Source organism: Acinetobacter sp. YH01024 (genome assembly GCF_013420195.1).
Taxonomy (GTDB): Bacteria; Pseudomonadota; Gammaproteobacteria; order Pseudomonadales; family Moraxellaceae; genus Acinetobacter; species Acinetobacter amyesii.
Map to the genome: position 1 here is coordinate 41,187 of NZ_VOYQ01000021.1, position 22,427 is coordinate 63,613.

Annotated in this window: 23 protein-coding genes; 4 read left to right on the forward strand and 19 right to left on the reverse strand. The window is 41.6% G+C overall.

Translation table 11 applies throughout. The annotated features are described in order from the left end of the window. Nucleotides 1-305: 305 nt before the first annotated feature. Both FTT88_RS10295 and FTT88_RS10300 read right to left on the reverse strand, forming a co-directional pair. The gene (locus tag FTT88_RS10295; protein WP_168378469.1) at nucleotides 306-1,457 is read right to left on the reverse strand and encodes an alanine racemase; all 1,152 of its coding nucleotides are present in this window, start codon (nucleotides 1,455-1,457) and stop codon (nucleotides 306-308) included. Between the two features lie 57 nt (nucleotides 1,458-1,514). Next, complete coding sequence (locus FTT88_RS10300; RefSeq protein ID WP_180005047.1) at nucleotides 1,515-2,795, reverse strand: D-arabinono-1,4-lactone oxidase; 1,281 nt, start codon at nucleotides 2,793-2,795, stop codon at nucleotides 1,515-1,517. Between the two features lie 535 nt (nucleotides 2,796-3,330). Between FTT88_RS10300 and FTT88_RS10305 the strand changes: the two genes are divergently transcribed. Then, the gene (locus FTT88_RS10305; RefSeq protein WP_180005028.1) at nucleotides 3,331-4,971 is read left to right on the forward strand and encodes an acyl-CoA synthetase; all 1,641 of its coding nucleotides are present in this window, start codon (nucleotides 3,331-3,333) and stop codon (nucleotides 4,969-4,971) included. A gap of 175 nt (nucleotides 4,972-5,146) precedes the next feature. Here the strand turns inward: FTT88_RS10305 and yjgA are convergent, their stop codons facing one another. From yjgA to mazG, 9 genes are all read right to left on the reverse strand, one after another. Next, complete coding sequence (yjgA, locus tag FTT88_RS10310; protein ID WP_180005388.1) at nucleotides 5,147-5,680, reverse strand: ribosome biogenesis factor YjgA; 534 nt, start codon at nucleotides 5,678-5,680, stop codon at nucleotides 5,147-5,149. Nucleotides 5,681-5,682: 2 nt separating this feature from the next. Further along, nucleotides 5,683-5,952, reverse strand: coding sequence for an HPr family phosphocarrier protein (locus FTT88_RS10315; RefSeq protein WP_067763492.1), 270 nt, complete (start codon nucleotides 5,950-5,952; stop codon nucleotides 5,683-5,685). Further along, entirely contained in the window at nucleotides 5,949-6,800 is an 852-nt protein-coding gene (rapZ, locus tag FTT88_RS10320; protein ID WP_078189595.1) for an RNase adapter RapZ, read from the reverse strand. Before rapZ ends, FTT88_RS10315 begins: the two co-directional genes overlap by 4 nt. Before the next feature lie 22 nt (nucleotides 6,801-6,822). Beyond that, nucleotides 6,823-7,671 (reverse strand): pantoate--beta-alanine ligase, encoded by an 849-nt coding sequence (panC, locus tag FTT88_RS10325; protein WP_078192648.1) that lies wholly within the window; start codon nucleotides 7,669-7,671, stop codon nucleotides 6,823-6,825. 3 nt (nucleotides 7,672-7,674) lie between these two features. Further along, a complete protein-coding gene (panB, locus tag FTT88_RS10330) occupies nucleotides 7,675-8,484 on the reverse strand; it encodes a 3-methyl-2-oxobutanoate hydroxymethyltransferase (protein WP_180005387.1) in 810 nt (269 codons plus the stop codon). A 46-nt stretch (nucleotides 8,485-8,530) separates the two neighbouring features. After that, entirely contained in the window at nucleotides 8,531-9,016 is a 486-nt protein-coding gene (folK, locus tag FTT88_RS10335) for a 2-amino-4-hydroxy-6-hydroxymethyldihydropteridine diphosphokinase (RefSeq protein ID WP_180005386.1), read from the reverse strand. Continuing rightward, the gene (gene pcnB / locus FTT88_RS10340; RefSeq protein ID WP_180005385.1) at nucleotides 9,013-10,482 is read right to left on the reverse strand and encodes a polynucleotide adenylyltransferase PcnB; all 1,470 of its coding nucleotides are present in this window, start codon (nucleotides 10,480-10,482) and stop codon (nucleotides 9,013-9,015) included. Before pcnB ends, folK begins: the two co-directional genes overlap by 4 nt. Nucleotides 10,483-10,616: 134 nt before the next feature. Beyond that, entirely contained in the window at nucleotides 10,617-11,048 is a 432-nt protein-coding gene (locus FTT88_RS10345) for a ComEA family DNA-binding protein (protein WP_180005384.1), read from the reverse strand. Then, nucleotides 11,026-11,820, reverse strand: coding sequence for a nucleoside triphosphate pyrophosphohydrolase (mazG, locus tag FTT88_RS10350; protein ID WP_111884738.1), 795 nt, complete (start codon nucleotides 11,818-11,820; stop codon nucleotides 11,026-11,028). Before mazG ends, FTT88_RS10345 begins: the two co-directional genes overlap by 23 nt. Nucleotides 11,821-11,924: 104 nt before the next feature. Between mazG and FTT88_RS10355 the strand changes: the two genes are divergently transcribed. Both FTT88_RS10355 and FTT88_RS10360 read left to right on the forward strand, forming a co-directional pair. Next, entirely contained in the window at nucleotides 11,925-12,701 is a 777-nt protein-coding gene (locus FTT88_RS10355; RefSeq protein WP_180005383.1) for an SDR family oxidoreductase, read from the forward strand. Nucleotides 12,702-12,866: 165 nt separating this feature from the next. Next, nucleotides 12,867-13,286: a hypothetical protein gene (locus FTT88_RS10360; protein ID WP_078192655.1), complete on the forward strand. Its 420-nt coding sequence runs from the start codon at nucleotides 12,867-12,869 to the stop codon at nucleotides 13,284-13,286. A gap of 86 nt (nucleotides 13,287-13,372) precedes the next feature. Here FTT88_RS10360 and FTT88_RS10365 read toward each other — a convergent pair whose 3' ends face one another. Continuing rightward, on the reverse strand, nucleotides 13,373-14,014 hold the full coding sequence (locus FTT88_RS10365) for a 4'-phosphopantetheinyl transferase superfamily protein (RefSeq protein ID WP_180005382.1): 642 nt from the start codon (nucleotides 14,012-14,014) through the stop codon (nucleotides 13,373-13,375). Between the two features lie 277 nt (nucleotides 14,015-14,291). Here FTT88_RS10365 and FTT88_RS10370 point away from each other — a divergent pair, with 277 nt between their 5' ends. Further along, the gene (locus FTT88_RS10370; RefSeq protein ID WP_180005381.1) at nucleotides 14,292-14,861 is read left to right on the forward strand and encodes a hypothetical protein; all 570 of its coding nucleotides are present in this window, start codon (nucleotides 14,292-14,294) and stop codon (nucleotides 14,859-14,861) included. Between the two features lie 76 nt (nucleotides 14,862-14,937). On the opposite strand, the gene der is transcribed toward FTT88_RS10370, so the two are convergent. The 7 genes from der to pilW all read right to left on the reverse strand — a co-directional run bounded on the left by der (nucleotide 14,938) and on the right by pilW (nucleotide 22,424). Next, nucleotides 14,938-16,347, reverse strand: coding sequence for a ribosome biogenesis GTPase Der (der, locus tag FTT88_RS10375; protein WP_078189606.1), 1,410 nt, complete (start codon nucleotides 16,345-16,347; stop codon nucleotides 14,938-14,940). 173 nt (nucleotides 16,348-16,520) lie between these two features. Continuing rightward, nucleotides 16,521-17,666 (reverse strand): outer membrane protein assembly factor BamB, encoded by a 1,146-nt coding sequence (bamB, locus tag FTT88_RS10380; protein WP_078192659.1) that lies wholly within the window; start codon nucleotides 17,664-17,666, stop codon nucleotides 16,521-16,523. Continuing rightward, nucleotides 17,663-18,361: a tetratricopeptide repeat protein gene (locus tag FTT88_RS10385; RefSeq protein ID WP_078192660.1), complete on the reverse strand. Its 699-nt coding sequence runs from the start codon at nucleotides 18,359-18,361 to the stop codon at nucleotides 17,663-17,665. The genes bamB and FTT88_RS10385 overlap by 4 nt, the downstream gene beginning before the upstream one ends. A 30-nt stretch (nucleotides 18,362-18,391) precedes the next feature. Beyond that, nucleotides 18,392-19,687: a histidine--tRNA ligase gene (gene hisS, locus FTT88_RS10390; RefSeq protein WP_180005380.1), complete on the reverse strand. Its 1,296-nt coding sequence runs from the start codon at nucleotides 19,685-19,687 to the stop codon at nucleotides 18,392-18,394. Nucleotides 19,688-19,690: 3 nt separating this feature from the next. After that, nucleotides 19,691-20,812 carry a flavodoxin-dependent (E)-4-hydroxy-3-methylbut-2-enyl-diphosphate synthase gene (gene ispG / locus FTT88_RS10395; protein ID WP_078192661.1) on the reverse strand — a complete coding sequence of 374 codons (1,122 nt, stop codon included), beginning with the start codon at nucleotides 20,810-20,812 and terminating at the stop codon, nucleotides 19,691-19,693. A 23-nt stretch (nucleotides 20,813-20,835) separates the two neighbouring features. Further along, a complete protein-coding gene (locus tag FTT88_RS10400) occupies nucleotides 20,836-21,630 on the reverse strand; it encodes a RodZ domain-containing protein (RefSeq protein ID WP_111884744.1) in 795 nt (264 codons plus the stop codon). Continuing rightward, nucleotides 21,621-22,424: a type IV pilus biogenesis/stability protein PilW gene (gene pilW, locus FTT88_RS10405; protein ID WP_078189612.1), complete on the reverse strand. Its 804-nt coding sequence runs from the start codon at nucleotides 22,422-22,424 to the stop codon at nucleotides 21,621-21,623. The genes FTT88_RS10400 and pilW overlap by 10 nt, the downstream gene beginning before the upstream one ends. Nucleotides 22,425-22,427 lie beyond the last annotated feature (3 nt).

Here is a 22,427-nt window from a genome sequence, read left to right on the forward strand (position 1 = left end):
TGCCCCGTACAATGGAGCATGTCACCGCGAGATTATGATCGAGGGAGACCCCCCAAAAGATAAAAACGGTGGATAAATAAAATTCGACCTAAATTTTACACGCCCTGCCAACTTTAATAAACCTCTAATCCCATGGAAGTTGATTTTTCTGCCTCCTTTTACAAGACTCCTGATAATTCAAGCAGATTTCAACTGAAATGCGCTTTATGCTGTCAACATAATAATCACGTTCTCATTCATAACTGATGTTACGCACGTAAAAAAAATTGCGAAACAATTGAACCAAAGAACGTAAGGACGCTTTTTTATTCTCTGAATGTCTCTAAGGCGATCAATTGATCTGATTGATACAACCAAAGCTGTGCAAATTGAGGGATGATCATTTCACTTTGCGCAGGGCGTAAAAAAATATAATCATCTATGTCTATGCTACTTGTCTGCGGAATTTGCACAAGTTCCTGATTACTACTTCGACCATATAATGCATGGGGCTGACTGCCTTGAGGATAAACATAGTCCCCTCGCCAATAGCCTCCATAAATAAACACAGCCTGAGATTTTGCCCAACGACTGAGCCATTCTAACTGTGGTAATTCAGTCCGCGGCAACACTTTTAACACTGGTGTGGCGAGCCACAAGGCACTTTGGAAAGCTTGTAAATTTTTCAGTTCAAAATCTGCGGGTTTTAATAACATCGAGCCAAACGAGACTTCGTTACAGACGCTCTGCTGATAATGAAAACTAAAACTAGGACTACCACCACCATTCCAACAGGTGTGTTCATCACATAAAGTTGGATAGCGCTGTTGTACATAAGCTTTGAATTGTTGATAACTTTTCTGGGATTGTTGATAAGTCTGTTCAGCAGATTGAATCAGTCGTGGAATCTTCGCCACATGTGCGTCATAGCCCATCAATCCTGAAAATTTTAAATGTTGAGGATGTTGAACGATTACATCCAAAATAGCCTTTAGCTCATCGATCGTTTTCAGACCACCGCGGTGTAAACCCACATCGATTTCAATATTGATGCGTAGACACAGTTGATGCTGCTCAGCAAATTTGAGGTATTGGGCTAAACGCTGTTCACTATCAATCAGCCATTGCACTTGCGATTGCGTGGCCTGCAAAACTGCCTTGTCTGCATGCTTCAAGGCCTGAATTGGCATCGGTTTTCCAAACAACACATCGGCTTGTGGCATCGACTCGAAAAGTGTTTTCAGATGTGCAAAATGAAATAGCATGAAACGCTGTGTCTTGAGCTGTGTAGCACAGTGTTGAAGCAATGCCATGCACGCCAAGGATTTCACCACCAAGCGCGGATGCAGACTATGTGGTATTTGCTGCTGAGTGATCACCAAGTTGTGATTTAATGCATCAACATCCACGATTAACTGGGGCATCCCCGTCCCGTTTTGCTTTAACAGCGTATTCAACTGTTGAAAATATGCATCCATGCCATCCCCTTTTTCATATCGTTCAATTGGTCTTCAGTGTTTAACCTTCCACGACGCTTATTCAATCAGTAATTGCTGTAGCTCTGGACTGAGCCACTTTTGCTGAGGATCTAATTCTTGTCGAATATTCAAAAAATCTTGCCACTTGGGGTACACATTTTGAAGCTGCCGCGCATTTAGGCTATGCAATTTCCCCCAATGCGGACGCCCGCCATATTTTAAAAAAATCGGCTCCACGAGCTTAAAGATGACTTGATAATCTTGCTTATAGAACTGATGCACCGAAATTGAGGCCGAATCTTGCTGATAAAACGGACTGAGCCAAATATCATCCCCACGTACAAGTCGATATTCTAGCGGGAAAAACATCGGAACCTTATGTCGTCGAAGGGTATGCAAAATTTCTTCTAAACAATTCATCCCGTGTTGCAGCGGAATCTGGTATTCCATCTCATTAAATTTGGTACTTCGAGCAGAAGGAAAAATTCGACTTGACCAGTCTACGTTGATAGAAGGTTTGACAAAAACACCTAATAATTTTTGTAGCCATGGATTCAGTGGTGGAAAAATTCGCGTCAATTCTGCACAAAGTTTGAGTAATACGTCGTCATCTAACCACTGTTCTTTTCGAGGTTGAAGGTTATCTTCCGTCTCATCTAAGGTTTTTAAAATAACCTGATCGGCATGACTAAATGCCCAGAACTCAATATGTCGATGTTCATATTGCCATTGCTGCATATTCTGCATGACATCGTTCAGTGGACATAATCGCGTCTGTTCTTTGAGTTTATACATCGGTCGATTTTGCAGCTGTACATGCGTCAGCACGCCTAAACTCCCGAGTGAAACACGCCCTGCTTGGAAAATTTCGCTGTTCTGTTCAGCACTGCATTGTAGTAACTCGCCCTGCGCGGTTAATAACTCAAACCCCTTAACCAGTGCCGATAAACACGGCAATTCGAGTCCTGTGCCATGTGTCCCTGTTGCGATAGCTCCAGCCAAACTTTGACGATCAATATCTCCTTGATTGATCAGTGCCTGATCAAAAGACGCGAGCTTCTCGCCCAAATCAAATAATCGTGTGCCAGCTTGGACGGTACTTTGGCAGCGTTCAGCATCGATATCTAGAATACCTTTGAGATGATCTAAACTTACTAAGGTATCTGTGATTTTTGCCAAAGGGCTAAAAGAGTGCCCTGCGCCAACCATACGAATCTTAGGTTGGGATTGAACCACCTCCATTAACTGCTCAAGATTTTTCGGTTGTATAAATGACTTCGGGATCGACTTCTGAGCACCTGACCAATTTTCCCATGCAATGTCGTGTTGAATTGTCATATTCATCCTTATCGCCATACTTTTTATTGTATTCAGCCGTATTGTTTTATTTTTGATTTCCGCTTTTGCAATGTTGATGCACAAGCCATCTTGATTTTTTACTTAGATTATACGAAGTTCAGCATCTACTCAAATTTAAGTTTATTGTTATAAAACAGCAAATAATCCATAAATCAAAGAGATAAAACCATTCGTTTGAAAGCCCTGACAGACTTTTAAGGACGCTCTAGATTATTCAATCAGCATCATTCAAACATTATCAATAAAGAGGATCACACACGGAAATATCTGCAAAATCAGCATAAAAAACCAACAATTATTGTCTATTTTTCAGCTAAATCATTTATTCTAAAAAATCAATTTTGAGAACTACAGGGTTCATTTTCGCCACTGAATTGCATTTTATTTTATTCATTTTCAATCATTTAAAAAATTAGTATAAATACTCGACTAAAGCATAAATGCAGAGACCCTATGGACTGAATTATTGTTAAGTCAGATTTAAAACAAATATACATGGACTTGGAGTACCACGATGGTTAGCGCATACGATGAATTGCCACGGACCCCGGCAAATTTTGTGGCACTTTCGCCTCTACGTTATTTAGAGCGTGCAGCCTATATTTATCCTGATCAGGATGCCATTATCCACGGCAATCGTCATATTTCATGGCGCCAAACGTATAACCGCTGTCGTCAATTTGCGCATCAATTGCAACAATTAGGCATTGGCAAAAACGACACCGTGTCTGTGTTATTACCGAACGTTCCTGCTATGGTTGAAGCACACTTTGCAGTACCGATGGCCGGTGCAGTACTGAATACGCTAAATACACGCCTTGATGCGAAAACCATTGCCTTCATGCTGAAACATGCGGAAACCAAAGTCCTATTGGTTGACCCTGAATTCACTCAGGTTGCCACAGAAGCTTTAGCTTTAATCGATCAAGAGATTTATGTCATTGATGTTGCAGATACTGAATTTGAAGGCACAGCACAACCGATTGGACAAATCGAATTTGAAGACTGGTTGGCACAAGGCGATGCCAATTTTGAATGGCACTTACCTCAAGATGAATGGGATGCAATTAGCTTAAGCTATACCTCGGGCACGACAGGCAATCCAAAAGGCGTGGTCTATCATCACCGCGGCGCATATATCAATGCAGCGAGTAATATCATTGCTTGCGGCATGACACCGCGTGCAACGTATCTGTGGACGCTCCCCCTATTCCACTGTAATGGCTGGTGCTTTGCTTGGACAATGGCAGCCAATGGCGGAACCAATATTTGTCTACGTAAAATTGACCCTGAACTGATTTTCAAATTGATTGCAGAACACAAAGTAGATTATTTCTGCGGTGCGCCAATCGTACTTTCAATGTTGATCAATACGCCTGAAGAGAAAAAAGCGCAATTTGATCATCGCGTTGAAGTGATGGTGGCTGGTGCAGCGCCTCCTGCAGCGATTATTGAAGGGATGCGTAATATTGGGATCAATGTCACACATGTTTACGGTTTGACTGAAACCTATGGCCCATCTGCACTCTGCGCATCGCAAGCAGGCTGGTCTGATCTTTCCATTCAAGAACAAGCACAGTTGCATTCTCGCCAAGGTGTGCCGTACCCGCTTCAAGATGGCATGAAAGTCATTGATCCTGAAACCATGTTACCTGTTCCGCATGATGGCCAAACCATGGGTGAAATCATGTTCCGTGGCAACATCGTTATGAAAGGTTATTTGAAAAACCCAGAAGCAACGGCTGAAGCCTTTGCCGGTGGCTGGTTCCATACCGGCGACTTAGCAGTCTGCCAACCCGACGGTTATGCCAAAATTACTGACCGCTCTAAAGATGTGATCATTTCAGGGGGTGAAAACATTTCATCGCTCGAAGTAGAAGAAATTCTATATCAACACCCTGCTGTACTGACAGCTGCAGTGGTTGCAAAACCTGACCCTCGTTGGCAAGAAGTGCCTTGTGCCTTTATTGAATTAAAAGCAGGTAAAGAAGCAACGCCTGAAGAACTGATCGAATTCTGTAAGCAGCACCTTGCACGTTTCAAAGTACCTAAAGATGTAGTGATTACCGAAATTCCAAAAACCTCGACAGGTAAACTTCAGAAGTTCGTTCTCCGTGAATGGGCTAAAGAGCGCGCTGTTGGTGAATTTGGTTAATGTTAAAACTCAAAAGCCAAGCATGATTTTTTCAATCATTTAAGCAAAAAAAGCGACCTAATCAGGTCGCTTTTTTGATGTGAAGTCTATAACTTCACGTTTTGCTTCAATGATCAGATCATGTTGAATTCTCTGATCATTGAGCTATCTAAGCACTTGGTTATCTAATCATGCATTAGTTATCAGATAATAAAGCCACTTGTTGAATGTAGTTAAACAATTTCAACTTTGACGCAGTCAGTTCTTCTTCGCTTACATTTTTGGCTATATCACGTTGAATACGCAAAATATGCTGACGAATAGGATGATGTTCAGCAGCATTATGTGCTTTCATGAACTCTTTAATGACGGGATCACCTTGGGCAATCATACGTTCAGTCCAGCGTTGAAGCTGCGCTGTTTTTTTCGCACCTTGCTGCGGGGTTAAGTAAGATAAAATCATGGTTTCATCTTCATTACGCACTAATTTACCTACACGTTGAAACTGACGGCGTCGCGCTTCATGTGAAGTAATTGTTTGTGCATCTAGTAGTGCTTCGATCAGACGCTCTTCAACAGGAAGATTTTTAATCTGTTTAGGATTCAGTTTTGCAAGTTCCTCGCCCAAAGCAGCCATACGTTGTACAGCTTTCTTTTGCTCAGTTTTACTTGCACGTCCTTCTAAGGATTCAAAGTCTTCTTCAGTATAGCGGTTCGGTCGACGTGCCACGTTTAATCTGCCTCGTAAAATTTTGCTGCAAACAGTGCTTGAATTTCAGATAAAGCTTTTTCTTCATCTGCACCTTCAATCACTAAGCGTAAAGTTGTGCCCTTGCCTGCGCCAAGCATCAGCAAAGACATAATATTTTTGGCATCTACTAATTTTCCACCCTTACCAATTTGAATCGACGAGCGAAATTTGGTCGTGACTTCGATTAGCTTGCCAGATGCACGCGCATGTAAACCCAGTTTATTAATTACGTCAACAGTTGTGTCGATCATGACCAGTGCTTCATTTCTCTATGTAGAACCTGAATAGACCATTTTGCCTCAAGTGCTTTTTTTAGTCTATCTACGATATATACCGAACGGTGTTGCCCACCTGTACACCCGATCGACACCGTCATGTAATGACGATGCCCTTCGGCAAATGCCGGCAGCCATTTATCCAAAAAATTATAAATATCTTGGAACATTTCATTGGTTTGTTCACTTTGTTGTAAAAACTGACGAACTGGCTCATCTAATCCTGAATACTTGCGTAATTCCATATCCCAGTGCGGATTGGGCAAATGACGGACGTCAAAAACATAATCTGCATCGAGTGGAATACCATGCTTATAGCCAAAAGACTGTAAGATCAAAATTAAATTATCTGCCTGTCCAAGTTTAGACAGCAAGGTATGTTTTAAATCATGTACACTCTTATCTGTAGTATCAATATGTACTGTCGAGCGTAATTGAATCGGCAACAGTAAAGATTTTTCTTCCTGTATGCACTCATTTAAACTTTTGAAACGACTTGCCAACGGATGGGGACGTCGAGATGAACTGAATCGCGCAATCAATTCCTGATCACGCGTGGTCAAATAAATAATATCGACTGAGCCATGGCGTTGTAGCTGTTGAAAAACCAAATCGAACTCTTGTAAATCTGCACGTGTACTGCGGACATCCACACCCAGTGCCAATTGTTCAAGATTATTTTCTGAATCAAGTTTTTCAACAATTTCGGGGAGTAAGGCCAATGGCAAATTATCGATACAGTAATAACCCAAATCCTCAAGTATCTGTAATGCAGATGACTTTCCAGATCCAGATTGTCCTGTAACAATTAAAATGCGCTTCATCCCTTGCTACCCCATAGCCGTTTTAAACTGCAGTATATTTAACCTGCATATTATCAATAAGACGTGTTGCGCCTAATTTAGCCGCAATAAACAACACCACGTCTTGATCAAATTCTTCAATTTTCTGTAATTCAGGTGTACGTGCTTCAACATAGTCCACAACAAAACCCGCTGCTGTCAATGTTGCTTTAATATTAGCTAACACATCTGCCAGTTGAGTTCCAGCATGTAATTCCGCCTCAGCCGTTTTCAAGCTTTGGTAAATCGTTGGTGCAATCGCACGATTTTCCGCACTTAAATAACCATTGCGTGAGCTCAATGCCAAACCATCTTCAGCACGAGTAATCGGCACACCAATCACTTCTAGTGGAATATTTAAGTCACGTACAAACTGACGAATCACTGCAAGTTGCTGGTAATCTTTTTGCCCAAAGAATGCAAAATTCGGTTGAACAATATTAAAGAGTTTTGTCACAACAACAGCAACACCATCAAAATGACCCGGACGCTGTTCGCCACACAAATCATTGGTAATGCCGCCCACGCTAATATTGGTTAAGCGCGGTTTGTTGCCATACATTTGTTCAACAGTCGGTGCAAACACGATGTCACAACCCACTTCAGCCAATAAGTGCTGATCTTGTTCCAAAGTACGTGGATAGTTGTCAAAGTCTTCATTTGGACCAAACTGAATTGGGTTAACGAAAATACTCACCACCACGACATCACACAGTTTACGTGCTTCACGAACTAAATTAAGGTGACCTTCATGCAAGTTCCCCATCGTTGGTACAAAACCAATGATTTTGCGCGCAGCACGTGCTGGATTTAGCGATGCACTTAAACCTTGAATCGTTGTTTCAGTTTTCATGTCTTACAGCTCAATTTGGAATGTATGTTCTTTGGCAGGGAAGCTACCATCAAGTACGGCAGCATGATACGCCTTAAACGCATCCACAATTGCTGTTTCCCCTGCTTGCTCTTTCATAAAGTTGCGAACAAATTTCGCCACGTGACTAAACGTCAGTCCCAACATATCTTGTTGAACCAAGACTTGAGCATCCGTTTCTGCACCGGCACCGATCCCAATCACAGGTGTATTTGGGAATAATTCACTAATTTCTTTACCCACTTGGGCAGGAACACATTCCAAAAGTAAAATTGCTGCACCTGCATCAACCACAGCTTTACAATCTGCAATGAGTTGATCCGCGGTTTCGCGTGTACGTGCTTGCACTTTATAACCGCCAAACACATGAACCGATTGCGGAGTTAACCCTAAATGCACACACACTGGAATACCATTACGGGTCAATACTTCAACTGTTTCTGACAACCATGCACCACCTTCCAATTTGACCATCTGCGCGCCTGCTTGCATCACGATCTTTGAATTCACTAAAGCGTCATTCAAAGTGGCATAGGTCATAAAGGGCAAATCAGTCAAAATAAACGCATGTTTATTGCCACGACGCACTGCAGCAGTGTGATATACCATATCTTCAACAGTGACAGGTAAAGTTGAGTCATTCCCTTGAATGGTCATCCCCAATGAATCACCAATCAAAATGCTATCGACTTCAGCAACTTCCATTGCTTTTGCCATGCTCGCATCATAGCAAGTCAGGCAGGAGAATTTGCGACCTTCCGCTTTAAATTTTTTCAAGTCACTTAGACTAATCATTTCAATATTCCTCAGATGACGGCTTTCTCAAGTGGTCATACAAAAATTAAAGATGGGCCCAGTTTCCTGCATCCAATACAGTTAAATTTGGATTATTCAAAATAGGTAAATCTTTTAATGGTTGTCCTTTAATCTGTAGATTCTCATCTAAATCCAATAAAGGTTTCAACACAAAATCACGTTCTAAAACACCAACATGAGGCACCGTCAAACGTTCATTTTGAATGTGCTGTTCACCATAAATCAGTAAATCTAAATCCAGTGTACGCTCCCCCCAATGACGTAGGCGTACACGCCCCGACTCTTGTTCAAAGCGTTGCAATTCATCCAACAAGGCCAAAGGTGCTAGATCAGTTTCTAATGCAACCGCTGCATTTAAATAATTCGGCTGATCTTGTGGCCCCATTGGCGGGCTTTGATACAGTTGTGAGACTTTTACAGTACCGAGTGTCGCAAGTTTATGCACCGCTTCACTGAGGATCTGCAGGGAATCACCTAAATTACTGCCTAAACCAATATATGTCAGCGTCATTGTGTTGGCCCAAAAATAACCTGAGTCAGATCTCGTTTCACACGTTTACGTTTTAAAATCGGATGATCTGCACCAATTTCACCACTGGCTGACGCTGCAACAATTGATACTGTCGCTGGACTGTTGGCATGTGATTTAGGCTTACGTTGACGGCGACTTCTGCTTTCTGGTTCATTCACAAGTGGTTCAATTTCAACTTGCTGATGTGCAGAAGTTTTCGTTTCCACATCTTCATGCGCCGCTTTACGACGACTCTTGGCACGTTGACGATTGTATTGGCTAATTGCCCGTTCTTTTTCGTCAGTGCTCATCTGCTGATAAGCATCCCACCACTGGCCCATACCTTGCGTGCTTGTATCACCCGATTTTTCACGCAGCAGCAAGAAGTCAAAGCCTGCACGGAAACGTGCATGACCTGAAAGTGCTTCAATTTGCTGTGGTTTTGGATTCAGCAAACGGGTTTGCATTTCCCAAACCTCACGAATAAACGTTTCGGCAAAGCGTGGAATAATGGTTCGTGTAGCTTGACGTTTCAATACATCTAAGCCCGCTTGAGCACGTGCTTCAGCTGGAACAACACCTTTATTCAGATAGAACGTACAACGTTCTTGGAACGGAATCCACAATAATACGGCATAGAAAAATGCAGGGTTAATGGTTTTCCCAATCGAAATACGTTGATCGGTATTTTTTGCTGCCAACTCAATAAATGGCGTTACGACCGGTTTGATATCTGCAAATAATTGATACCAGATACCAAAATCGATCAGCATCGGTAAGACGCGATTGAGATGCCCCATGGTAAAGAGTTTTTGTGACTCATCGTATAAACGATGTGGAGACACATCACGCAGCAATTGAGTAAGTTCTGGAGTAAAGACATCCAGAATTTTTTCATCAATATTAAAGTTTAATTTGGCTGCAAAACGTAAAGTCCGAAGCATCCGCACAGGATCTTCTTCAAAACGTAATTGTGGATCACCCAATAAACGCAACGTTTTATGCTTAATGTCATCTACTGCATGACAAAAATCTAGCACTTCACCTTTGCGTGGTTGGTAATACATTGCATTGATCGAGAAGTCACGACGTGCAAAGTCTTGCTCAATCGTACCCCAATTATTATCACGTAAAATCATGCCCGCAGCAGAAGTCACGGCTTTTTTAGGTGGCGCACGGAAGGTCGCAACTTCGATCAGTTCACGTCCTGAGTAGACATGCGCCAGCTCAAAACGACGACCAATAATTCGGCAACGTCGCCCGAAGACTTCTTTCACCTGAGCTGGTGTCGCATTAGTTACGGCATCAAAATCTTTAGGTGCATGACCTAACATTAGGTCACGGACACCGCCACCCACGATATAAGCTTCATAGCCTGCCTTAGTTAAGGCATCAATCACATCTAAAATGGAAGAAGGTAATTGTGCGGTTGATAAACCACATTTGGACGCGCGCAAAGTTTGCAAAAGACGCTGTCTCCTACGTCTGAACGTAAAATTCTTAAGATGTCGCTAATGATATCTCTAACACAATCAAAGGGCAATTTGATTATCTCGATGCTCAAGCTGAGCTTAACCTAATTCTTTTTTTTACACTTCACTTAAAGTGCCAATTTTGCTTTATTTTTAGCAAACAGCGCAGGACCGATTCCCTTAACCTGTTGAATATCATCAATGCTTTTAAATAAGCCATTACTTTTGCGATATTGCACAATGGCTTCTGCTTTTTTCTGACCAATTCCATGCAATGTCTGCAGTTCATCGACTGAGGCTGTATTTAAACGTACCTGATCTGTTCGACTATTTTGTTGGGTGCTGGGTCGTGACAAATAATAGTTGGCATTGCTCGGTGCAGTTGCCACTTTGGACTTCGAGGCCTCAGATTGCTTTTTTAATTGCTGATCTTGAGCTTGCTGCATGGCTTTCCATTCCGCGTAGCCCGAAGGGCTTTGAGCAAAAGTTAAATCTGCCATTAAACCCAAAACCAAGACAAGTAATTGTGTAGAGTATTTATTCTTTAGGATGTGGTACATATTCAGCCTGTTGTTTTAATTGTTGTTTTGCCTGTTCCCATAACTGATCCATTTCAGTCAGGGACAAGTCTTCTACATGTTTTTGTTGTAATGTGGCCTGTGCTTCAATATAAGCAAAACGGCTTCTAAATTTATGAATGGTACTTAACAGTGCCATCTCACTTGAGATGCCAATCTTACGTCCAACATTCACTAGAGAAAATAAGCAATCACCAAATTCATCAAATATTTCGTCGGATTTTTTGCCTGCTAAGGCCTCTTTTAACTCCCCTAGCTCTTCCTCAAGTTTGCCATAAGCCCCTTCAATATCTGGAAAATCAAATCCAATTTTCGCCACATTTTTTTGGATTTCATCTGCTTGGCTTAATGCAGGTGCATGTTTAACCTCATCTAATCTAGATGCTGATTTCCCTGCTTTTTCTTGTTGTTTAATCTGTTTCCATAGTGTTGCCACATCATCCGCATTGAGTGCAGAAAACTGCTCTGCCTGAAACACATGGGGATGACGGCGAATTAATTTATCTGTAATGGCTTGCACCACATCTTGAAAATCAAATGCGCCTTGTTCACTATACATCTGCGACTGAAAAACCACTTGCAGTAATAAATCCCCCAGTTCATCTCGTACATCATCACTCTGACCTGAACGAACTGCCGCTTCCACTTCATAGGCTTCTTCGATGGCATAACGAGTCAGACTTTCTGGGGTTTGCTTTTGATCCCATGGACATTTTTCACGTAATTCTTTCATCACTGCTAATAATTGTTCCATGTGAACTCCAGCTATTTACTCATCAGTACATTGTTTCGATTACAGTATTTGATATGCTCAAAATTTACTCAGGGAATGAGCAACTCAATTTAAGGAAGCATAACATGCAAAGTATTTTTATTAGCGGTGCAGGACAAGGGATTGGCGCAGCAATTGCACGACTGTTCATACAACAAGGCTATAAAGTTGGGCTTTACGACATTAACCAATCTCAAGTCACCTCCTTAGCTGCTGAACTCGGTAGCCATGCCAAAGCTGGGCTTTTAGATGTGACACAACCAGAGCAATGGCAAAGCGCTTTAGCTGAATTTGTTGCTTGGGCAGGTCAGCTGAATATCTTAGTCAATAATGCCGGAATTCTGTATTCAGGCAGCTTTGAACATACGGAACTGTCTGCACACCACCGAACGATTGATATCAATGTCAAAGGGGTGATAAACGGTTGCTATGCGGCATTCCCCTATTTACAACAAAGCAATTTTGCTCGTGTGATTAACCTCTCTTCGGCTTCAGCTATTTATGGACAAGCAGATTTAGCCAGCTATGCCACATCTAAATTTGCTGTACGTGGGCTCACTGAAAGCTTAGATATTGAATGGCAAAAATACAATATTCGCGTTTTAGATGTGATGCCTTTATTTGTTCAAACCGCGATGGTGCAAGACATGGATGCCCAAAGCATTAAGAAAATGGGCGTCAATCTTCAACCGAGCGATGTCGCTCAGCAAATTTATACCTTGGTACAAAAAAAGGATACGGTCTTAATGGCCACACATACACCTGTGGGGATGAAAGCTAAATTTTTATTTAATTTATCGAAGTTTAGCCCGCAATTTGTCAACCGCTTAAGTAATATTTGGATTGCACAAAAACCCAAATAGCAACGTGTTACTAATCATTTAATTTTGCAATCATATTTGTACGCAAATTACACAAAGTTACACAATTGTCACATTTTAACAGGACAAAATTCCTTTTTTTGAATAATATTCACCCGCCCATTACTTTCGGGCGTTTATTTTCTAACAATAAAAGTGAATTATTTCATGAAAAAATTACTTGTTCTTGCAACTGTTACTTCTATTTCAATTTCTGCTTTTGCTACAACTCAATTCGCATCTTCAGAATTAAAAGCGATGGATTGTGCAACTCTTGCTGTTGAAAAAGCGAATGCTAAGCGCTCTTTAGAAGCTGCTGACAAAAACATTGCAAACATCCAAGCATCTGCTCAAGCGCCAGGCAAATCATTGAGCAAATTTGCTGGTTTAGCGGGTGGCGCTCTTGCTGCTTTCGGTGGTAACTCTGAAAAAGCTGCTCGTGCAGGCAACATTGCAAACAGCTTGGCTGGTGAGCAAGATACTTCTGATGCAGGCAACCTTGAACTTCAACAAGCGAACAAATCTGCTGCTCAAGCAAACATCGACAACATTGGTATCTACCAAGGTTCTAAAAAATGCAAAATCTAATCTAAAGCCAGTTTAGATTGATTTAAAAAAAGCCCTGTTCAGCCAGAACAGGGCTTTTTTCATGGTGATTTATATGTCATACCGATTTATAAGACATTCAACTCAATATTAGGCAAATGAAAGCCTCGGCAAGATTGTTCACTTTCCCATGCCACCGTCAACATCACATGCGGTAGTTGAATATTCTGATAAGCAAAAGTGCCAATTGCGGGATGGCTACACATCCCACCATTCTGCTCAGGATGACACTGTGTATTCAGTTCATTCAGGTTCACTCGAATCCCTAAACCTGACGCTTTAAGTACCGCCTCTTTGGTGGTCCAAACTTTAAACCAATAATCAGGATTATGCTCACAACTGTCCCAATTGAGCAATTCTTCGGGATGAAAGCTGTGTTGAGCCATCGCATCAAAACGAACTTTTCGATTTAAATCTTCAATATCCACACCAATATTGGCGATTTTTTCACTGCTGGCCAATACATAATGCTGCTGGCTATGACTATGATTAAAATGAAAATGTGGCAAATCAGGAAGAAAAGGCTTACCAAACGCAGACTTTGAAAAATCTGAATTTTCAACTGACCTATTTAGCCGCTGCCCGAGTAATTGATTTCGATATTGGTAAATGGCTTGTTTACGCACGGCAATTACCTCTTGACGACTCAAGCCATGCGGCTCCACAAAGAAGTCAGTAATTGCACTATATTCAAGCTGAATTTTCGCCATAAGTTATTGATCCAATATCTTTTACACTACGTCCATGACGCTATATTTTATGCGACTCTCCGACACAAAATACACCACAATACAGATGAGCGCATCGGTCCTTTGACTTATCGAGATTTTAAAACTCAGTTTAAAAATATTCCTAACCACTTAAGAAATACTTAATATTATAAATATATTCAAATACTTAAGTATAATAAATATTTCAAATACATCTTCAATTAGATAAAATACTCTAGATTCTTATAACTTTAATTTAAAACTCGGGGTAAACCAGATGCTAAGAAAAATCACCTTAATCAGTTCACTTTGTGTCCTACCATGTTTCGCTCAAGCAGGTTTATTGGATGCAGCTGTTGCAGTGATGGGTGCCAAAAATGGCGCGATTATGGACCAAGCTGAAGCTCGTATGAATCAAAGCCGTCAAGAAGCTGCTAACGCCGTGGCTCAAGCAGACCGTGGCTATGCCTCAAATTTCAATCAAGCTAGCCAAACCAACAATAGTGTTTATAGCACCAGTTATTTAAAAACCTTAGATTGCACTGACCTGAGCGTTGAGCGTAAAACTTTCGAACGTACATTGGAAGCATCGCAACTGGCATTAAGCCAAGCGTCTGCACAGCAAAATAATCAAGTTTCAAAATGGGCTGGTCTTGCTGGCAACGCGCTATCCGCATTTTCAGGTCAATCTGAAACAGCCGCGCGTATGGGACAATTTGCGACAGCTTTTTCTGGCAATAAAAATACACAACAGGATAGCAGCAGCGCACAGCAAGCCATGGAAATTGCTCAAACTAATCTGGATAATATTGATATTTACCGCCAAGCTAAAAAGTGTAAAAACTAATTTCTACATCTTTTTAGATAAATAAAGTGAAATAAAAAAGCCTGCATATCTGCAGGCTTTTTTTGTTCATCTAAACTTAGCGTTTGAATTTCTTTTCCGCTTTTTTGAACTTCTGAACATAACGACGTTTACGTGCAGCCGTACGCTCATCGATTTGCGACTTACGACCCTCAAATGGGTTATCAGAGGTTTTAAATTCAATTTTGACTGGCGTACCTTCAAGTTTATAAACTTTACGGAACACGTTTTCTAGGTAACGACGATAGTCATTTGGCGTTTTATCGACTTTGTTACCATGAATCACAATCGTCGGTGGATTTTGTCCGCCCATATGTGCATAACGCATTTTGATACGACGACCTTGAACCATTGGTGGTTGGTGCGCATCAGTTGCATCATTCAAGATCTGAGTGATTTTCGCAGGTGATACTTTCAAATGCGAAGAATCATAAGCACGGTGGATCGATGGATAAAGATCACCAACACCTGTACCGTGAAGTGCAGAAATTAAGTGAATTTTTGCCCAAGGAATAAAGTCAAAACGACGTTCAACATCTAATTTACACTGTTTACGGTCATAGTCAGACATGTTGTCCCATTTGTTAATGGCAATCACCATCGCACGGCCTGCTTCAAGCGCATAACCGATCAAATGCAAGTCTTGCTCAACGATCCCTTCACGTGCATCGACAACAATTACCACAACATGCGCATCTTTCATCGCTTGTAAAGTTTTCACAATCGAGAATTTCTCGATCATTTCGTCCACTTTACCTTTACGACGTACACCCGCAGTATCAATTAATGTGTATTTACGACCATCACGTTCAAATGGAATATAAATTGAGTCACGTGTAGTACCCGGCTGGTCAAATGCAACCACACGGTCTTCACCCAACAAACGGTTCACTAAAGTCGATTTACCCACGTTTGGACGACCAATAATCGCTAAACGTAAGCCAGTGTCTTTATCGTGTTGTTCTTCACTTTCATCTTCAGGCACTTCAGCTAACACTTCTTCAAGCATTTGCTGAACACCACGACCATGGCTGGCAGCCACTTGAAGTGGTTCACCCATACCCAATTTGAAGAATTCAACTAAAGCTGCTTCGGCATGAACACCATCAACTTTATTGGCAACAAGATAAACTTTTTTACCTAGCGTACGTAAGTCACGTGCAATTTGCTCATCAGATGCCAATAAGCCTGCGCGCGCATCGACCACAAAGACAATAATATCTGCTTCATTAATGGCAGTTTTTGACTGTTCTGCCATGTACGAGTCGATACCGCCCTCAGTTTCGCCAATACCCCCAGTATCAACGACGATAAAGGATTTATTTTGATAAGTCGCGTCACCATACTTACGGTCACGAGTCAGACCTGCAAAGTCAGCAACGAGAGCATCACGGCTCTTGGTTATCTGGTTAAACAACGTTGATTTTCCGACGTTCGGACGACCAATGAGCGCAATTACGGGTTTCATAGATTAACCTTTATTCCAGATCAGCCAGTTTGGTCTGGTCTGAACATCAGAAAGCTTAGGAAGAATGGAAATAGGATAAATGCCTAAAATAAATAAAAACACGGGGCATTGATGATTCAATCCCCCGCGTTAAAAATACGGTTTGGCTTATTTTAACATAAGCCGCAGAAAAATTAACGGTTCTGCCAAATGCTTAATGCACCCTTACGTGTCGACACATATAATTGGTTGTCAATTACACGTAGTGAACGTACTTCACCACTGGTTTTAGAACGACCAACCAACTCGCCTGTCGCTGGGTTGATTAAGTGAAGTACACCATCCAGATCACCAACCACAAGGTCTTGACCTAACATCACTGGGTTACTCAAATTACGATTAAGCAATTGGTCATTTTCCCACAATGTTTGACCAGTGGTAATTTCATAAGCCACAATTTTACCATCAGTTTGTGCCACAAAGACACCATTGCCCGCAACTTCAGGACGCTGAATGCTGCTCGCATCATTGCTCCAGATCACTTGTTGTGAGGCAAGATCAAGCGCTGTCACTTGGCCTTGGTAACTGGTGGTAATTAAAAATTGACCTGCTACAGTCGGTTCACCGTCAATATCAATGAGACGTTGTACATCTGAACGACCGTCTGACACTGCAACACGACGCTGCATTTTCGGAATACCGCTCAATGCATCAATCACATAGATATAGGCATTTGAAGAAGCGATGAGAACATGACGCGCATCGAGTGATACCGGTGCTGCCATACCACGTAAACTAAACTGTACATTTGGCAAGTTATAGGTCCAAGTTTGTTGGCCCGTTGCCACATCGTTTGCGTATACCGTCCCATCATTGGTAACTGAAATAACGCGACCTGCTTGAATCAACGACGGTGAAAGTAACGCGCCGGTTAATTGCGCTGTCCACTTTTGTTCACCTGTTGCCTGATCTAATGCAAATAATTGACCTTTTGCATTACCAACAACCACAATTCCGTCAGCTGCTTCTACACCTGCAGTCAAACCTTGTTTAGAGATTTTCTTCTGCCATAAACGCTCTTTGCCTTTGTAGGCTTGAACTTCACCATTAGGATTTACGCTAAAAACAACGCCATTATCTGCATCCATACGTAAACGTAGTGGATCTGCTTCTTCAGTTGAAGCCACACTGTTTGAAAATACAGGTGCTAAAGTTTTTGCCTGTTCCAATTTTGGTAAAGGATTTGGTTTTACTTTTTCTACTTTTCCTTTATTTGCACAACCAGCCAAAGCAAGTGTTAAAACTGTCAGCGCACAGGTAATTTTGTATTTTCTATTCATTCAGTTGCTTCCACTTGTGTATCTATAATCGGACGTTCAATTTCAGGATCATCAACTAAAACGCCTACACTTTCGAGTTTAATTTGTAAAATTTGACGTTCTTCTTGTCGCTCAACCAAAGCATCCCATGCACTTTGATAAACTTTCTTTGCATTTTCGATATCATTTTTTGCAACATAGACATCGCCACGGGCTTCATCTGCAGTCGCTTGAAAAGCAGGTTCTTTAACTGCTTCTAAGGTTTTTAATGCTTCATCAAATTTCTTTTGTGCCAATTGTGCATACGCCAAACGTAATTTCACCAATTGAATTAAGCCTGCATCATCAACTTTTGAATTTTCAACTTTTTTCAAAGCTTTCTCAGCATTGGCATAATCCGCTTTATCATACGCCAATTTTGCCATAAGCAACTGAGTTTGGATGGCTTGTGGCGAATCTGGCGCTTCTTTTACAATTTTATCTGCAGTCGCAGAAAGTTGTGTAAAAGCGTCACCCGTCGCCGACTGAGCATCATCCATTAACTGCTGGACTTTGGCTGTTTGCATTTGTGATTCAGCCAAAGTTTTCTTCTGCCAGTATTCCCATCCGAAAAAGGCAATCAACGCAATTAAAATGCCGCTAACAATGGCAGAGCCATATTTTTTAGCAAACGATTTTAAATTATCAAGTTGTTCTTCTTCACTCAATGCGCTCATGAAATTACCTTTTTCCTTATGTTATAGGGATTATTTTGAAGAAATTTTTTCGATAATGAAGGCAACAAAGTCTGCCACATTCACTTCGTGTTGTTCTGCAATCGCTAGCTCTTTTACCAGCACTTGCCCTGCTGCTTGCTCACGTTCACCGTAAATCACAGCAAATAAAGCACCCGATTGGTCAGCTTTTTTCATTTGCGATTTCATTGAACCTTGTGAACCAACTTTTAAGCGAATGTTGCTACCGGCTGCTTCAAGTTGATCACGTATTTGTTCAGCAAGTACCAATGCCTTACCTTGAGTTGCAGGATCTGAAACCAAGAATAGCTCACAGTCACGCACTGGGGTATTGTCTTCCACTTGTTCAAGTAGAAGAAGCAAACGCTCCATACCCATTGCAAAACCAACAGCAGGCACAGACTGGTCTGCTTTACCTTTAAGCTGACCGACTAAACCGTCATAACGACCACCAGCACATACCGTTCCTTGAGAACCTAAGTGTGTAGTTGTCCATTCAAAGACCGTTTTATTGTAGTAGTCGAGACCACGAACCAATTTTTGATTGATCACAAAACCAACACCAGCGTCAGTCAAATACTGCTGCAATTGAGCAAAGTGAGCCAACGTTTCTTCACCCATAAAGTCGTGAAGTTTTGGCGCATTTTCCAAAATGCTTTGTGTTTTTGCATCTTTAGAATCCAAAATACGCAGTGGATTCGTGGTTAGACGACGCTGTGAATCTTCATCTAAGTCATTTTTATGTGACTCTAGGAATTCAACCAATGCTGCACGATAAGCTGCACGTTCATCAGACTCACCTAAAGTATTGAGTTCTAATTGAACTTTATCTGCAACGCCCATGCGTTTCCACAAACGTGCAGTCATTAAAATCAATTCTGCATCTTGATCTGGTGTTGCAACACCAAAAGTTTCTACGCCAAATTGATGGAACTGACGGTAGCGACCTTTTTGTGGTTTTTCATAGCGGAACATTGGGCCGACATACCATACACGCGGTGTAGCACCACGAAGTAAGTTATGTTCAAGCATTGCACGTACACATCCTGCTGTTCCTTCTGGACGCAAAGTCAAAGACTCAGGCGGATTACCTTTGTCTAAGAATGTGTACATTTCTTTTTCAACGATATCCGTTGCATCACCAATAGAACGTTTGAACAGATGAGTCTGCTCCACAATCGGCAAGCGAATTTGCTGATAACCATAAGCATCCATCAGGCTAGATAGATGCTGTTCTAGACGTCTCCATGCAGGACTTTGCGTAGGGAGAATGTCATTAAAACCTTTGATTGCGACGATTGAACTCATGATCTACTCAGAAAAACTTGTGCGAATAATCTCTTTAGCTTTAGCGTCTTCAAGATCGCTAACACGTTGACGAACCATCGCTTCGATTTCGTCAACCAACTGATTTGTGTCAATTAAATGGCTCTTTTCGCCATTACGATACACCAGTGAACGCGGACTTGCACCAACTACACCAATATCGGCTTCTTTGGCTTCACCCGGACCATTCACTTTACAACCAATCACCGATACATCCATTGGGGTACGAATATCTTCTAAACGCTCTTCCAATGTTTGCATAACTTTGATGACATTAAACTCTTGGCGTGAACAACTTGGGCACGCAATAAAGTTAATGCCGTTTGAACGTAAGCCCAATGATTTTAAAATATCAAAGCCAATTTTGATTTCTTCTTCAGGCTCTGCTGCCAATGAAATACGCATGGTGTCACCAATGCCTTCCATCAACAAACCGCCTAAAGCGATAGCAGATTTGACTGAACCCGTACGGTAGACACCTGCTTCAGTCACACCTAAGTGTAATGGGTTATCAATTTGTTTAGATAACAAACGGTAAGCATCCATCGTCAGAAAGACATTGGATGCTTTGACTGACACTTTAAATTCATGGAAATTTAAACGGTCTAAAATATCAATATGGCGCATTGCAGATTCAAGCAAGGCCTGACCTGTAGGCTCACCATATTTCTTTTGAATATCTTTTTCGAGCGAACCTGCATTGACACCAATACGCATAGAGATGTCATTATGTTGTGCAGCAGCTACCACTTCACGAATTTTAGCTTCTGAGCCAATATTACCCGGGTTAATACGCAAACAATCTGCACCAAGGTCTGCAACACGTAAAGCAATTTTATAATCAAAGTGAATATCGGCAACCAATGGCACTTGCACACGTTTACGAATTTCACCAAAAGCTTCAGCAGCTTCCATACTCGGTACAGAAACACGCATGATGTCCGCACCGACGTCTACACAGCGCTGAATTTGTGCCACGGTCGCTTCGACATCACAGGTTTCAGTATTGGTCATACTTTGGATGCTGATCGGCGCATCACCACCGACATACACCGAACCTACTTTAATTTTACGCGTTGGACGGCGCTTAATTGGATTTTCAATCATTGTTCAGTCTGCTCTGTTGTCCCTTAACGTGATAAACGGAAATCTGCTTTGCCGTTTACGGTATATGGTGACAATGAAATATTTTCATTATTTAAGCTTAATGACACTACTGTTGCATCATCCAAACGAATTTGGAATGGTGTTTCACCGTTTAAGTTGAGCGTCGATGCTTGACGACCCGTCGCCAACACCTTACCCGTCGAATCAACAATATGTACTGAAGTCGGGCTACTAAAGGTCAATGTCAATTGATCACCGCTGACCGCTGCATTCCCGCCATTCATGTCGAGGACTTGAACTTCTGAAGCGACATCACTGGTCACAGCGTCTTCATTATCGCTGCCCGAGGTCATGCCCTGAATCGCTGCCACGATCGCACCAATGACCACCAACACCGCCAATGCAATCAGACCCCGTTTGATCCATTTACGATTACGGTCACGGTTAGAACCGGGTAATTTACCCATAATTTTAATCGGTGAATTGTTTAACGCGTGATTTGGCAACAAACCCGTATCGTTAGCATAAATATCATCAAAACGTTGAATGATATTGGTTGCATCAACTTTTAAATATTTGGCATAAGTGCGGTAGTAACCTTTAATAAAGGTCGCTTCAGGCAATGACTTATAATCATCTTGCTCAAGTGCAGTCAGTGTTTTTAATGGAATATTGAGTTCTGATGCGACAGCTTCAAGTTCCAGTTTTTGCGTAATACGTACTTGACGTAAATACTCACCTGGGCGTTGTACATTTCCTAATGCATTTGGAGCTACGCTCGAACCATTCGATTGCGGTGAATTAGGATTTACTTCCATACGGCCTCAGTACTGTACTGTAATTGCAAATAGCGTTGGTATTCAGGACTTTCTGGGAATAAAGCACGTAACTGGTTAACCAGTACTTGCATACCCAAATTGTCGCCATTGGCACGCGCTGTTCGAATGCCAATCCAGAGTGCACGCGCACCCTGATTTTTTTGTCCTACTGCACGTACAAATTGTTCATACATTTGTGTGGCAGCAGGGAACTGCTGATTCAAATAAAAGATTTCAGACAACTCTAACATTGAAACATAGGAATCACGATTAGCCTGCAAAGCTTGTTTGAATGATTTTTCAGCATTCGCCACATCACCCACTTTCAGGTAAATTCGACCTAAATTTTCCAATGCTTTGAAACGTTGATCATAACCTAAAGTTGAACCTGCGATGCTGAACTGTTCAATCGCATCATTATAGCGCTCAACTTGATATAAATACGTACCGTAGTTGTTACGTGCTTGAGAATTTTTTGAGTCTGCTGAAATTGCACGCTTAAAATAACTATCTGCTTTTTCTAAGTTGGCTGGACTGCCTTCTCGTTGTAGTAAGACACCCATCATCATATTGGCTTGGGAATCGCGAGAATCCACCTCTAAAGCCTGATCTAATGCACGTTTAGCAGAGTCCAAATCCCCTGCTTTCAGGTGTTCAACAGCCAATTGCGTTCTGATTTTTACGGCTTTCTCTGGGTCTTTTTTCCCAATCTCAGGCGTTTGACATGCTGTTAATGCCAAAACCGATGCACATAAAGCTGAAACGAAAGTGAACTTATACGTTAACTTTTTCAATTG